This is a genomic window from Campylobacter sp. MIT 97-5078, assembly GCF_006864455.1.
In the GTDB taxonomy this organism is placed as follows: domain Bacteria; phylum Campylobacterota; class Campylobacteria; order Campylobacterales; family Campylobacteraceae; genus Campylobacter_D.
In genome coordinates this window covers 99,925-113,497 of the sequence record NZ_QHLK01000001.1, presented here as the reverse complement: position 1 = coordinate 113,497, position 13,573 = coordinate 99,925, and the positions used below count along the sequence as shown (strand labels likewise).

General features: G+C 34.0%; 11 protein-coding genes. 1 reads left to right on the top strand and 10 read right to left on the bottom strand.

The features are described from left to right. Positions 1–28: 28 nt before the first annotated feature. The 10 genes from abc-f to pheS are packed head-to-tail and all read right to left on the bottom strand — an operon-like array spanning position 29 to position 13,072. Positions 29–1,975, bottom strand: coding sequence for a ribosomal protection-like ABC-F family protein (abc-f, locus tag DMB91_RS00565; protein WP_034903891.1), 1,947 nt, complete (start codon positions 1,973–1,975; stop codon positions 29–31). A 2-nt stretch (positions 1,976–1,977) separates the two neighbouring features. Beyond that, on the bottom strand, positions 1,978–3,264 hold the full coding sequence (locus DMB91_RS00560) for a sensor histidine kinase (RefSeq protein ID WP_034903894.1): 1,287 nt from the start codon (positions 3,262–3,264) through the stop codon (positions 1,978–1,980). Further along, a complete protein-coding gene (locus DMB91_RS00555; protein WP_034903897.1) occupies positions 3,258–3,911 on the bottom strand; it encodes a response regulator transcription factor in 654 nt (217 codons plus the stop codon). The genes DMB91_RS00560 and DMB91_RS00555 overlap by 7 nt, the downstream gene beginning before the upstream one ends. After that, positions 3,908–5,491 carry a phosphoglycerate dehydrogenase gene (gene serA / locus DMB91_RS00550; RefSeq protein ID WP_034903898.1) on the bottom strand — a complete coding sequence of 528 codons (1,584 nt, stop codon included), beginning with the start codon at positions 5,489–5,491 and terminating at the stop codon, positions 3,908–3,910. The genes DMB91_RS00555 and serA overlap by 4 nt, the downstream gene beginning before the upstream one ends. After that, positions 5,488–5,973, bottom strand: a complete 486-nt coding sequence (locus DMB91_RS00545) for a hypothetical protein (protein WP_034903899.1) — start codon at positions 5,971–5,973, stop codon at positions 5,488–5,490. Before DMB91_RS00545 ends, serA begins: the two co-directional genes overlap by 4 nt. Before the next feature lie 12 nt (positions 5,974–5,985). Then, positions 5,986–7,653, bottom strand: a complete 1,668-nt coding sequence (locus DMB91_RS00540; RefSeq protein WP_034903900.1) for a 30S ribosomal protein S1 — start codon at positions 7,651–7,653, stop codon at positions 5,986–5,988. A 59-nt stretch (positions 7,654–7,712) separates the two neighbouring features. Beyond that, positions 7,713–8,546 carry a 4-hydroxy-3-methylbut-2-enyl diphosphate reductase gene (locus DMB91_RS00535; RefSeq protein WP_034903906.1) on the bottom strand — a complete coding sequence of 278 codons (834 nt, stop codon included), beginning with the start codon at positions 8,544–8,546 and terminating at the stop codon, positions 7,713–7,715. Further along, on the bottom strand, positions 8,536–9,819 hold the full coding sequence (aroA, locus tag DMB91_RS00530) for a 3-phosphoshikimate 1-carboxyvinyltransferase (protein WP_034903910.1): 1,284 nt from the start codon (positions 9,817–9,819) through the stop codon (positions 8,536–8,538). Before aroA ends, DMB91_RS00535 begins: the two co-directional genes overlap by 11 nt. Then, entirely contained in the window at positions 9,816–12,140 is a 2,325-nt protein-coding gene (pheT, locus tag DMB91_RS00525; RefSeq protein ID WP_034903913.1) for a phenylalanine--tRNA ligase subunit beta, read from the bottom strand. Before pheT ends, aroA begins: the two co-directional genes overlap by 4 nt. Beyond that, positions 12,137–13,072 (bottom strand): phenylalanine--tRNA ligase subunit alpha, encoded by a 936-nt coding sequence (pheS, locus tag DMB91_RS00520; protein WP_409513457.1) that lies wholly within the window; start codon positions 13,070–13,072, stop codon positions 12,137–12,139. The genes pheT and pheS overlap by 4 nt, the downstream gene beginning before the upstream one ends. A 175-nt stretch (positions 13,073–13,247) precedes the next feature. On the opposite strand from pheS, the gene DMB91_RS00515 reads away from it, so the two are divergent. Continuing rightward, the gene (locus DMB91_RS00515) at positions 13,248–13,565 is read left to right on the top strand and encodes a histidine triad nucleotide-binding protein (protein WP_034903918.1); all 318 of its coding nucleotides are present in this window, start codon (positions 13,248–13,250) and stop codon (positions 13,563–13,565) included. Positions 13,566–13,573 lie beyond the last annotated feature (8 nt).

The window sequence follows — 13,573 nt, the reverse complement described above, 5'->3', positions numbered from 1 at the left end:
TGAAAATGAAGAATTAAAATATAAAATCTTAGCTTTCACTCTTTTCTAGCACTTCAAAATAGGCTTTCTCAAGCTTAATAAGCTCGCTTTGCGTAAGTTCAAGTTCTTCATAAAGCTTTGCAACGCCTTGCTCTTGGTATAATTCTTGCTTTGAAAGGGCGTGTTCTAATTCTTTGATTTTTGTTTCAAGATGAGTTATTTTATCGGGGTAAGTTTTTAGAATTTCTTGTTCTTTGTAGCTGAGTTTTGTGCTTTTGTTTGTTTTGGCATTTTTGCTTTTATTTTCAGCGTCATCAAGCTCTTTAAGGTTTAATTTCTGGCTTAGCTCCTCAAATTCTTTTAGCTCTTTTTCATCTTCTAAAAGTTGAGTATAACTTTTATGTTCTATCTCAATAGTAGCATTTGACTTAAAAACAAAGAGTTTTGAAACGATTTTATCCATAAAATATCTATCATGACTTACCAGTAAAATTGCACCATTAAAGCTTAGCAAATACTCCTCAAGTATATTAATAGTCGCAATGTCTAAATCATTTGTTGGCTCATCAAGCACGAGCATATCGTATTCTTTAGTAAAAAGCAAGGCTAAAGCCACCCTGTTTTTTTCACCTCCACTTAATACAGCTACATTTTGAGTTAAAAACTCCTTAGGAAATAAAAATTGCTTTAAATAGCCATAAATATGCATATTTTTACCCCTAACCTCCACCCTATCGCCTCCATTTGGGCAAAAAATTTCTTGTAGAGTTTTTTCGCCTTCAAGCAAGGCTCTTGCTTGATCAAAATAGCCAATTTTAAGCTCCCCTCTTTTCATCTTGCCACTATCTGGGCTAAGTTGTCCTAATAAAATCTTTAAAAGACTTGACTTGCCACAGCCGTTTTTACCTACTATGCCTATACGCTCAAATTGTAAAATACGCGTTGAAAAGTCCTTAAATAAAAGCTTTTCGCCCATACTTTTGCTGATATTTTCAAGCTCAAAAAGCATTTTTTGACGATTCGTGCTTTGAATTTGAGTGAAGTTTTTTTGTGCTCTTTGTAATTCAAGTTTGAGTTTATTAATTTGGCTTGGATTTTTCTTAGCTTCTTCTCTCATCTTTAAAATTCGTTCTTTACGCCCTTCATTTCGCTTAAGTCTTGCCTTTACCCCGCGTCTTAGCCACTCTTCCTCACTTTTAAGTTGTTTAACTAAGGTCTCATAGCTTTTACTAAGGCTAGCTAAAAGTTCAGCTTTTTTAGCTAAATAATAAGTATAATTTCCCTCAAATTTCCTCAACTCTCCTTCTTCAAGCTCCACACAGCGAGTAGCTACTTCATCGATAAAATAGCGATCATGGGAGATAAAAATTACGCAGGATTTTGAGTTTTTAAGATAATTTTCTAAAAAAGCACACATATATACATCTAAATGATTGCTTGGCTCATCTAAAAGCATAATATCAGGGCTTTTAAGCAAGATAGCACACAAGGCTATACGTCTTAGCTCACCCCCACTTAAAGAAAGCAAGCTTCTTTGCTCAAAACGTAGCAAATCAAGCTCTTTTAAGGCTCTATTCATTTTATTTTCTAAATTCCAAGCATCTTTGCTTGTGATAAAATCAAAAAGCGTATTAATCTGCTTTAAAAGTTCTGTATTTTCAGATTCGCTAGCAAGTTTTTCATTTAAGCTTTCATAGGCTTTTAAAGCCTTAAATTCCTCAGCCAAATGCTCTTTTAAAGCCTCTTTAACGCTTAAGCTTGAGTTAAAATCAAGCTCTTGAGCTAATAAAGCTACGCTTATATCATTTTGCTTAATCACGCGTCCGCTATCAAGTTTAAGCTTGCCATAAAGAGCTTTTAAAAGGCTTGATTTACCACAGCCATTTTTGCCGATAATAGCGATTTTTTCGCCCTTATTTGCACTGAAATTCACATCTTTTAAAATGATTTTTTCGCCAAATTTTTTGTTTGCCTCTATGCACTCAAGTAAAGCCATTTTTACTCCAATTCAAAAGAAAACTCACTGCCTTTGTTAAGCTCGCTTGAAATTTGAAGATAGCTTTTGTGTAGGCTGAGTATTTTTTTTACTAAAAAGAGCCCTATTCCAAAAGAATTTTCACTTTTTATATCAACTTTATAAAATTTTTTTGTGATAAGCTTGATTTGATCTTTAGCTATGCCTATACCCTTATCTTTAACGCTCGCTTTTTTATCTTTTATACTTAAAACTACCTCGTCTTTACTGTATTTAAGGGCATTTGAGATGAGATTTATAAGCACTTGTTCAATTAAAAACTCATTGGCAACAACCATAGAACTTTTACCTTCAAGTTTTATCCTACCATCATTTAAAGCTATTTTTTGAGCAAGCTTATACAGATCAAATTCGTTTTTTTCATTTTGACTTAAATTTAAATTAAAAACAAGATTAAGCTTAGTGGTGAGAAAATCAAGCTTTTTACTTTGATTTTTAATCTTCGCTAAAAGTTTTTCTTGACTAGCCTTATCTTGAAAATGCTCATTTTTTAGGCTTTCAACGCTTAGTTCTATAACGCTAAGTGGATTTTTAAGCTCATGGGATATGGCTGAGATAATGCTTGTAAGCTGGGTATTTTTGAGGTTGATCTTATCGCTTTGTTTTTTGTTTTGTTTTTGTTTTTTAAGTAAGGCGGATTTGGTTTCGTAAAGCTTTGCATTGAGTAAATTAAGCTCTTTAAAGATAGAGTTTTCAAGTAAAATTTCATCTTTGCTGTCTATTTTACTTAAAAAAATTAAAATTTTCTTAAAGCTTTGTTGTAATTTTTTAGCAAAAAAGCCTATCAGCACAAAAAAAGCTAAAGCACAAAAGCTAAAAATCCCAAAAATACCCAGCCAATAATTTTTAAGTTCTAAAATTCTTGGATACACCAAAAGTATAAAAAAATCATCTTGATTGATCTTATAAAGCTTATATAAAAGCTTTTTACCTTTAAATTCAGTCTCTTGAATGCTTTCATTGGCATGTTTTAAGAAAAAATCATACTCTTTAAGTGAAGAGAAAATACTCTCGTCTTTTTTGATGATAAGATCAATGCGAGTTTGTATGCTAAATTCTTTTATATTATTTTCATTAAGGCTTTCAAATAAAGAAAAACGTAAGGCATCATCAAGGGTTTTTAGCTTTTGCTCATACTGCTTAAAAAGCAAGGTTTGTATATTTGAGTAAATCAGCACTGCTGCACTTAAGGTAAATATACTTAAAATGCCCACAAAAAGGAGCATAAAAATGTGTTTTGTTTTTAGCATAATTTATAGCCAATGCCCCTAACACTAATGATATGTTCTTTAAGGCTTGGAAATTTTGCCCTAAGCCTTGTTAGAGCTATGTTTATGGTTTTGTCATTTACATTATCATCTTGCCAGACATTTTCACTCAAAAATTGCCTGCTTAAAAGGGTATTTTTATTTTCAAAAAAGCATTTTAAAAGCTCAAATTCTAAATTTGATAAGATCACTTCCTTGTCTTTAAAAAAGCATTGGTGATTGTTTAGATCAAGCAAGAAGTCTTTATAAGCTAGAGTTTCGCTTTCTTTTTTACTACGTTTAAGCAAGGCTTTGATACGAAAAACGAGCTCGTTAAAATCAAAAGGCTTGATAATATAATCATCACAGCCCTTTTTAAAGCCTTCTATTATATCTTCTTGCAAGCTTTTTGCGGTGAGAAAAATCACAGGCTCGTTATAACCCTGTTTTCGAAGGCTGACAAGCTTTTCTATACTATCTCCGCTTGGTAAATTTCTATCCACAAGCAAAAGATCAAAATCCTTTTCATCTAAGCACTCACGCACTCCTTGAAAATCAAACAAGCTTTCAAGCTCAAAACCCTCCTTTTGAAGTCTTAAAGTTAAAAGCTCGTTTAAGTCTGTATCATCTTCAATTAAAAGTATTCTCATAATTCTGCATAATATGCATACACACAAGCTTCAAGCCCATTAAGCTCATCAAGGACTTTTTTATCTATCTTTTCATCAAGTAAAATCACAGCTAAAGCATAACCTGAGCCATCGCGTCCTAGTCTAAAATCAGCGATATTGATATGATTTTGTGCCAAAATTCCACTAATTGCTGCGATAACGCCCGGAATGTCCTTATTTTTAAAGATAATCATCTTTCCTTTTGGTTTAAAATCAGTCTTAAAGCCATTTAAAGAAACAATTCTTTGATTATTTTCCTCAAATACAGTTCCAGAAACACTAAAGCTTGAATTTGCAGTGCTTATTTTTACGCTTATTTTGTTGTTATAGCCTGAATTTGGCAGAACTTCAAAGCCAAGTTCTATACCCTTTTCTTTGCACACAAACTCGGCATTGACATAATTTATACTATCGCCCAAGATATTTTTTAAAGCTCCAACGCTAGCAAAAGTAAGCAAGGACTTCGCATATTCAGCCACTGCTCCTTCTGCTTCAAGCTTGATACTTGTAATGGCAGTTTTTTGCATTTGAGAACATAAAAATGCCATTTTTGAAACAAGTTCAACATAAGGAGCGATAAAAGGCGGTAAATCTTCTGTTTTTATAGGTAAGTTTAAAGCATTAGCAAAGGCTATGTTACGTGCTGCATTTAAAGCTTGTTCGCAAGCTTGAATGGCGATATTTCTTTGACTTTCAAGGGTATTGGCTCCAAGATGAGCGGTAACTGAGATATTTTCAAAGTCTAAAAGCGGGTTATTTGTAGCTGGTTCTTTATCAAAAACATCTATACCAAGCCAAGCGATCTTGCCACTTTTAAGCCCCTCGCAAAGTGCTTCTTCGGTGTAAAGTCCGCCCCTTGCACAATTAATAAGCCTTACGCCATCTTTCATTTTAGCAAGCTCATTAAGCCCTATCATACCCTTAGTTTCAGTTGTTTTTGGGGTGTGAATGGTAATAAAATCACTTTGAGTTAAAATTTCATCTAAACTTTTGGCTACTTTCATATCTAAATCTGTGATTTTTGAATGTGGCACATAAGGATCATAAGCTAAAATTTTCATACCAAAGGCTTTTGCACGAATGGCTACTCTTGAGCCTATATTTCCAAAGCCAATGACTCCTAAAACCTTATCTTTAAGCTCTATACCATACCATTTTTCTCTTTGCCATTTTCTTTCTTGCTTGAGTTGGTTATGTGCATTGACAAAAGATCGAGCCGCACACAAAAGATGAGCAAGACTCAATTCAACAGCTGCTATGGTATTTGCCGTTGGGACATTCATCACGATCACGCCTTGCTTTGAAGCAGCATTTATATCGACATTATCAACCCCTACTCCGGCTCTTATTAGGGCTTTAAGCTTTGGTGCGGCTTGCAAAAACTTCTCATCTACATCAGTTGAACTTCTTGTAATTGCTACTTCAACATCACTAAGTTTGGTTAAAAGTTCATCTTTTGGCACTTTTGCCGCTTCGATAAGTTCTATATCTTCAGCCTTTCTTAAAAATTCTACACCCTCATCTAAGATCGCATCACAAACGATAATCTTTTTTTTCATAGCCATATCTCCTTTATCTGTGTGTTTATATCATAAATTTTAAGTCTTGCTTGTATATCTTTAAGCAAGTTTTGATTATCTGTATCTAAGAAAATTTCAGTATTTGTTCCAGTTGAGGTAAGCGAATATTTTACCTTGAAAAAATTTAAGGTTTGTTTGAGACAAAACAAAGAATATATATCATTTTTATCAACAATAAGCTGAAAAAATCTGCTCTTGGGCTGGTATTGACTCGTATCTGGAGTAAAAACCATAGAAAATTGTTCTACAGCAGGCGTGTAGTTTTTAGGGCTTAAATTTGCAAATCTATCCTGCCAAGTTTGATTATTTTGCTCTTGAATAGAAATTTGTGTTTCGCTTTCTTCATGCAAGTCATTAAAATTTGGCGCTGCATCATTTTCTGAAAAAAATAAAGAAAAGATAGCTATCAAAAGCCCTAAAAACAATACAGCTAAAACAGCAAAAAAGCTATATTTTTTCATCGCTCATTTTATTTAAGAAAGTTGTTCTTTGATGATATCGCCTAAACTTACTCTATCATTATTGTTGGTTTCGTTAAGAACTTCTCTTTCTTTCATTCTTTTGAGATTTTTTACGCTAAGACGAATCCTGTTTTTCTTTTCATCAACAAAACTAATGACTGATTCTATCTCATCGCCTACTTTAAGTTCTTCCATATCTTTAACGCTAATATCTTCTTTGTGAATGAGCGCATCAACTCCGTCTCTAAGTTCAACGAAAATACCAAAATCCTTAATGTCTTTGATCTTGCCTTTTACGATCTTGCCTATACCAAATTCTTTGATATAAGTTTGCACCGGACTTTGGCTGAGTTCTCTTATGCTTAAAGAAACTTTTTGATTTTCTGGATCAATTTTGATGATCTTTACTTCAAGTTCATCGCCTATTTTGTATAGGTCTTTGCACTTATCATTTCTATCCCAAGAGCAATCTTCATTATGAAGCAAAGCTTCAATTCCATCTATAACTATAAAAGCTCCAAAATTAGTAAGTGAGCTTACTTTTCCTCTGATAATATCGCCTACTTTATATTTTTTTACAAATTCATCAAAAGGCTTTGCAAGAAGATTTTTTAAAGAAACTCTTAAACGCTTTTGATTTGGATCAATTTCAATCACCTCAACTTCAAGTTCTTGTCCTTTGCTGATATAATCTCTTGGGTGTTTGATATTTTTATCCCAAGAAAGCTCACTGATATGCAAAAAGCCTTCTATATCATTTCCCAAATCCACGAAAGCACCATAATTTTCTATATTTGAAACGATAACCTTAATCGTATCACCAAGCTCTAAGCTGTCTTTAATCTCTTTCCAGGGATCAGGTTGAGCTGCTTTGATCGATAAAGAAAGGTGTTTTTTGTCTTTGTCGTATTTTATAGCTTTTACACTTACACTATCACCTTCTTTATAAAGTGCATTTGGATTGACATGCCCTTTATATGAAATTTCGCTATAATGCACAAGCCCATCTACACCGCCAACATCAACAAACATCCCATAACTTGTGATTTTTTTAATGACACCCTTGATGATCTTATCCTCTTCGACAATATCGCTGACAAGTTCTTTGCGTTTCTTGCGTTCATCATCAAGAATTTTTTTGCGTGAAACGACTATGCTTTGTTCATCTTGATCGATCTTAATAATCTTTACTTTCAAGCTTTTGCCAATAACATTACTATCTTTTGCAAGATACTGCGAGCGAGGTAAGAAAAACTCAACACCATCATCATCGACACAAACAAAACCACCTTTGTTTTTAGAGATGATTTTTACATTAAGGATTTTATTGTCATCTTCTGTATAATTTTTGATAAATTCAACAACTTTTTGCTTTCTTAAAGCTTTTTTATGAGAGACAAGAGGCTTGCCATTACGATTTCCTATCACAGCAACTTCAAGTTTGTCACCTTCTTTATAGAGTAAATTTCCTCCAGCATCTTTAAGTTCGTCTATTGCTAGAATTCCTTCTGATTTTTTGCCTATATCAACAAAAGCTTCTTCGTCTTTAATCGCAACAATCACACCTTGTGTTATGGCACCTTCATCTTTTTTATCAAATTCTTTTAACAATTGCTCAAAGTTTTCTTCATCAGTGAAATCGTCCATACTTGTTTGAACTTTTTTGTTCGCCTCAGCCATCTTGGTCCTTTTAAAAATAATAAAAGCTTCATTGTAGCAGATTTTTTCTTTAATTAGAGTTAATTTTTACTTAAATTCTCTATTTTTTTGATGACCTTTTGTATGATCCAATCAGGAGTTGAAGCCCCAGCACTGATCCCGCAGTGTTTTTTACTTTTAAACCACTGGGCTTTTAGTTCAGCTTCAGTTTCGATTAAATAGCTGTCTTGACAATTATTTTGTGAGATTAAAAAAAGCTGTTTTGTATTTGCTGAGTTTCGTCCACCAACGATGATCATCACATCGCTTTTCTTGGAAAGTTCTAAAATAGCTTCTTGATTTTTAAAAGTTGCATCACAAATAGTGTTGAACACCCGCACTTCTTTGCAAACTAGCATTAAAAAATTGACAATCTTCATAAAATTTTCAGCTTTTTTTGTAGTTTGACTCACCACAGCGATTTTGCTTGGTAGCTTTATGTCCTTAAGTTCGCTTTCGTTTAAAATCACATAAGCTTTTGTGCTTACATAGCTTTTCACGCCTTTTACTTCAGGATGATTTTCATCGCCAAAAATCACGACTTCATAGCCTTCAGCACTCATTTTTTCACAAATTTGTTGAGGCTTGGTTACAAAAGGACAAGTCGCATCAAAAATTTCTATATCTTGCTTTTTAAGCTCGGCTAAATCCTGCTTAGTAATGCCATGTGTGCGTATGATAGCTTTTTTTTCATTGCTTAATTCTCTTATATTTTGCAAGGTTTTGACATTAAAACCCTTAGCAAGCCTTGAAATTTCTTCATTATTGTGGATAAGCGGTCCAATCGTCGCTGCATCTTTGATCTGTTCAGCTTTTTTAATCGCTCTTTTTACCCCAAAACAAAAACCATAATTCTTAGCTAACTCAATAATCAATCTTTGCCCCCAAGCTTAAAAGTATATTTTTAAAATTTGGAAAAGAAGTATTTATGCACTCACTCTCGTCTATTTCAATGCCACACACAAGCCCTAAAATCGCAAAACTCATAGCTATGCGGTGATCGCCAAAGCTTTTAATTTGTGCTTTTTTTGGTATGCCACCTTCAACCTCAAAGCCATCTTTAAGCTCGCTTGCCTTAATGCCACATTTTTGTAAATTTTCAACCATAGCTTTAATCCTATCGCTTTCTTTTACGCGTAATTCTTTAGCGTTTTTAAGCACACTTTTGCCCTTTGCTAAAGCAAAAGCTATAGCTAAAGCTGGAGCTTCATCGATGAGCCAAGCGATATTTTCACTGACTTTTACAGCCTTAAGTTCGCTACTTTTTACCCAAATTTCACCGATTTGTTCGAAGCTTTTTTCATAGAGTTTGTATTGTATGTTTGCACCCATTTTCTCAAGCACCTTAAAAGCTTCTATACGGGTAGGATTAAGCAAAACATTTTGAATGCAAATTTCACAACAAGGCAAAATACACGCTGCTAAAGCAAAATAAAACGCTGATGAGGGATCATTTGGTATAGTGATATTTAAAGGCTTTAAAGGTTCTTTTAAAGGACTGATCTCAAGGCTAAGTTCATCTTGACTTATCTTTAAAGGTGCATTCATCGCCTTTAGCATAAGCTCGCTATGATTTCTACTCAAGCTTATCTCGCTAAAATAAGACTTCTTGCTTGCCATAAAGCCAGCTAAAATCATTGCTGTTTTTACTTGAGCTGAAGAAATTTCACTTTTATAATCAAAGCCTTTAAGCTTGCTTCCTTGCACACAAATAGGCGCAAGATTTGCATTATCCCTGCCATAAATTTGTGCTCCAATGGCTCTTAAGGGCTTGCTTATTCTTTGCATAGGACGTTTGTTAAGGTATTCATCTCCGCTTAAGACAAAAAAGCCCTCAATCCCACTTAACAAACCTAGCATTAAACGCATGCTCGTGCCTGAATTTCCGCATTCTAAAACCTGATTTGGTGAAATGACTTTTAAGGGCGGGGTGATAAAAACTTCATTGTCTTGTCTTAAAACCTCTGCACCTAGAGCTTTGACTATATTAAGAGTGTTTAAAGTGTCTTCAGCCAAAAGATAGTTTTGAGCATGATTTTGCCCTTTGCTAAGCAAGGAAAAAATCGCAAAGCGATGAGATATACTTTTATCTGCAGCGATTTGATCTAGCTTTGCGTTAATTTTTTTATTGAGAGGATAAATTTTCATCGTAACTCTAACTTTAGTTTTGCTTTTAAGTGTGCTAAAATCGCTTCTATAGCAGCTGTTACTTCGCTTTCTTCAAGAGTCTTATCTAAAGACTTGAAAAGGAAATTTATGCTTAAACTAAACTGCTCTTTTAAGCTTTCATCATGATAAATATCAACTATCCTAAAGCTTTCTAAGATAGGAATTTCAAGCTCATTTACGGCTTGTTTTAAAGCACTATATGCAAAACCTTTTGGCACAAGCAAGCTTAAATCCCTACTCATACTCGGAAATTTCGAATACACTTTTGCTTTTTTAAACTCAATCTTAAGCTTTGATAAATCAAGTTCAGCGACATAAGTTTGAAGCAAGTCCTTATCTTGCTCGATTTTTAGATGCACTCTACCAACAAAGCCAATTAAAACGCCGTCTTTATAAATATCTGCTTGCTCATAAGGGCTCAAAAAATGATGACTTGAATTTTGAAGCTCAAAAGAACCGATGATATTTTTAAGCTTGAGTAAAAAGGCATAAAAGCTTACAAGCTGTGGTTTTGCTTTATTTGCGATCTTTGCTTCTTCAACAAAACCACAACTTAAAAAGGCAATTTTGTGGATTTCATTTGCCCTTTCATCAAATGTAGCCCCGCTTTGAAAAAGCTTGATAACTTTTTGAGAATTTTTGATATTAAAGCTTGCTGCATTTAAAAGCTGGTTAATCAAAGTACTTCTTAGGGCATTAAGATCAGAATTTATAGGATTTACAAGCTTGATTTTACTTGTGTCAAAGCCAAGCTCATGAAGCTCTTTTTGACTATCAAGCACATAATGCACACTTTCAAAATAGCCATTTGCTACAGCTTTAAGCCTTATATCTTTAAGCAGTTTATACTCATCATAAGTTTGATTAAAACGTTTTTTTTCTACAAATTCAAGCCCTTGTGCCTTGATATTATCAATGCCTATCATACGCACGATTTCTTCGCAGATATCAGAAACATTGCTTATATCACTTCGCCAAATCGGCACCTTAGCATTTAAATTTTGATCGCTAATGACGCTGAGTTCAAAGCCAAGTTTTTGTAAAATTTTAACAATTTCATTTTTATCTATGTCAATACCTATCATTTTGTTGGTATCAGCGACATTAAAATTCACTTCTTTTCGTTTTCTTTCACAAAGCACTTGTTGAGAACCTGTATAAATAGCTATACTTGGGTATTTAAGCATTTTTTTAAGCAAGTATTCTATACCCAAACTCAGTCTTGGCTCACTTCCTCTAAAGCTACGATACACCACTTCGCTATCTTGTTCTTTGTAGTGTGGTTTAGCTTCAGCGATGATATTTGGACAAGTGTAGCTTGCTTCGATAATGATAAGCTTTGAGTTTTCATTAAGTTTAGCAAATTTTTCTTCATAAATGCCTGTTATAGCGATTTGTTTGTTATTGCAAGAAACTATACTTTCGGCAAATTTTCCTTTCGAAATTTTTAAACTTAATTCGCTTTCACTAGCTTCTAAAACCTTAAAATCATAAGCATTAAAAATCACACCAGTTGAGTGTGTGGCGTAGTTTAAAAAATTCATCACTTCATTTTGACTTAAATTTTGTATAGTGGCTAAGCGAAGCTTCATCGTCAAAGAAGGCTTAAGTTCACCTTTAAGCTCTATAACGCGGTAATTAAAAGTGCTTTGAAGCTCTTTTTCAGCAGTAATTCTTAACACTCTTCCTATACCAAGTGTGTGTTCTGGCTCGCTAAAGCTTTCTTGTTTTTTAAACTCAAGTTCTAAAGCAGCTACTAAATCCCTTGCTATGCCATAAATGCTTAAGCAATCACCTCTATTTGGGGTAAGTTCAACTTCTATATACTCATCATTAAAAAGCTCATATTCATTTAAAGCTTTGCCCGGGATTAAATCCCCCAAGCTCTCATCAAGCACCATAATGCCATCATTTATCTTAGCAAAACCAAGCTCGGTGCTTGAGCATATCATACCACACGATTCAACACCTCTAAGCTTAGCTTTTTTAATTTGTACGTCATTTGGTAGCTTTGCACCTACTAAGGCTACGGCTACAAACTGCCCTGCTTCAACATTGCTTGCTCCACAAACAATTTGTAAGTCAGTTTCACCAACATCAACCTTGCAAACATTAAGTTTATCTGCACATTCGTGCTTGTTTTTTTCTTTAACAAAGCCCACGACTACTTTATCTGGAGCTTTTAATTTATGTGCATCATCAACTTCTATACCTATGGTGTTTAAGGTTTTAACTAAATCTTGCAAGCTTTTAGAGCTTAAATCTACAAATTCATTCAACCAAGTTTTTGTAAGTATCATTTAAACTGCTCCAATAATCTTAAATCACCTTCAAATAAAGAACGCAAGTCTGGAATTTCATGCAAGAGCATAGCAAATCGCTCAACTCCAAGCCCAAAGGCATAGCCACTCACATTTTCATAGCCCACAAATTTAAAGACATTTGGATCAACAACCCCGCACCCTAAAACTTCAAGCCAACCTGTTTGCTTACAAACCCTACAGCCTTGTCCTTTGCAAAACACGCATGATATATCAACTTCAGCAGAAGGTTCTGTAAAAGGAAAAAAACTTGGGCGAAAACGCACTCTAACATCACCAAACATAAAGATTAAAAACTCTTCTAAAATACTTTTTAAATTCGCAAAATTAACCTTTTGCCCTTCCTCAACCACAAGCCCTTCTACTTGGTGAAACATAGGTGTGTGAGTAAGGTCTAAGTCCCTTCTAAACACAGCTCCGGGAGTAATCATACGAATAGGAGGCTTAGTAGCAAGCATGGTGCGAATTTGCACCGGCGAAGTATGTGTGCGTAAAAGTCTTTTATCATCAAAATAAAAAGTATCTTGCATATCCCTTGCTGGATGGGATTTAGGTAAATTTAAAGCTTCAAAATTATGAAAATCATCTTCTATCAAAGGTCCTTTTTCTATGCTGAAGTTTAAAGCTAAAAAGTATTCTATGATCTTATCCATAGTCGCCATCACAGGGTGTAAGGCTCCAACCTGAGCATTTTCATCAAAATAACTAAAATGCTGTGCATTTTCTTTCATCTTTTCATCAAGTGCAAGTGCATTTAGCTCTTTAACCTTGCTTTCAAAAGCCTTGTTAAAAGCGTCTTTTTGCATATTTAATGAGTTTGCGAATTCTTTCTTTTCCTCGCCTTGCATATCCTTTAACTTTGCAAACTCAAGCGTTAAAGAACCTTTCTTGCCGAGTATTTTAACACGCATTTTATCGAGTTCGCTCAAACTCGTGCAAGCTTGTATTTTTGAAATAAGTTTTTGCAAATATTTTCCTTTTTTTGGAGTATAAAATTAAATTTTGGGGTATTTTAGCCTATTTTTAATTAAAAAACACATAAAACTTAGGGTATAATTGCTTAAATTTAAATCATAAAGGAAAATTATGCAAGAAAAAAGCGTGTTTGAACTCATCGTTGAAGGGAAAATTCCTTGCAATAAAGTGCTTGAAAGTGAGGATTTCTTGGCTTTTCATGATATCAACCCAAAAGCAAAAATTCACATACTCGTGATACCAAAAAAACATTTTAAAGACTTTCAAGAACTCGATCCTGAAGTGATGATGAAAATGACAAGTTTTATTCAAGAACTTGCTATACTTTTAGGCGTGGATAAAAGCGGTTATAAACTTCTTACAAATTGCGGTAAAGCAGCTGAACAAGAGGTATTTCACTTGCATTTTCATCTTTTAGCTGGATTTTAAGCAAATTT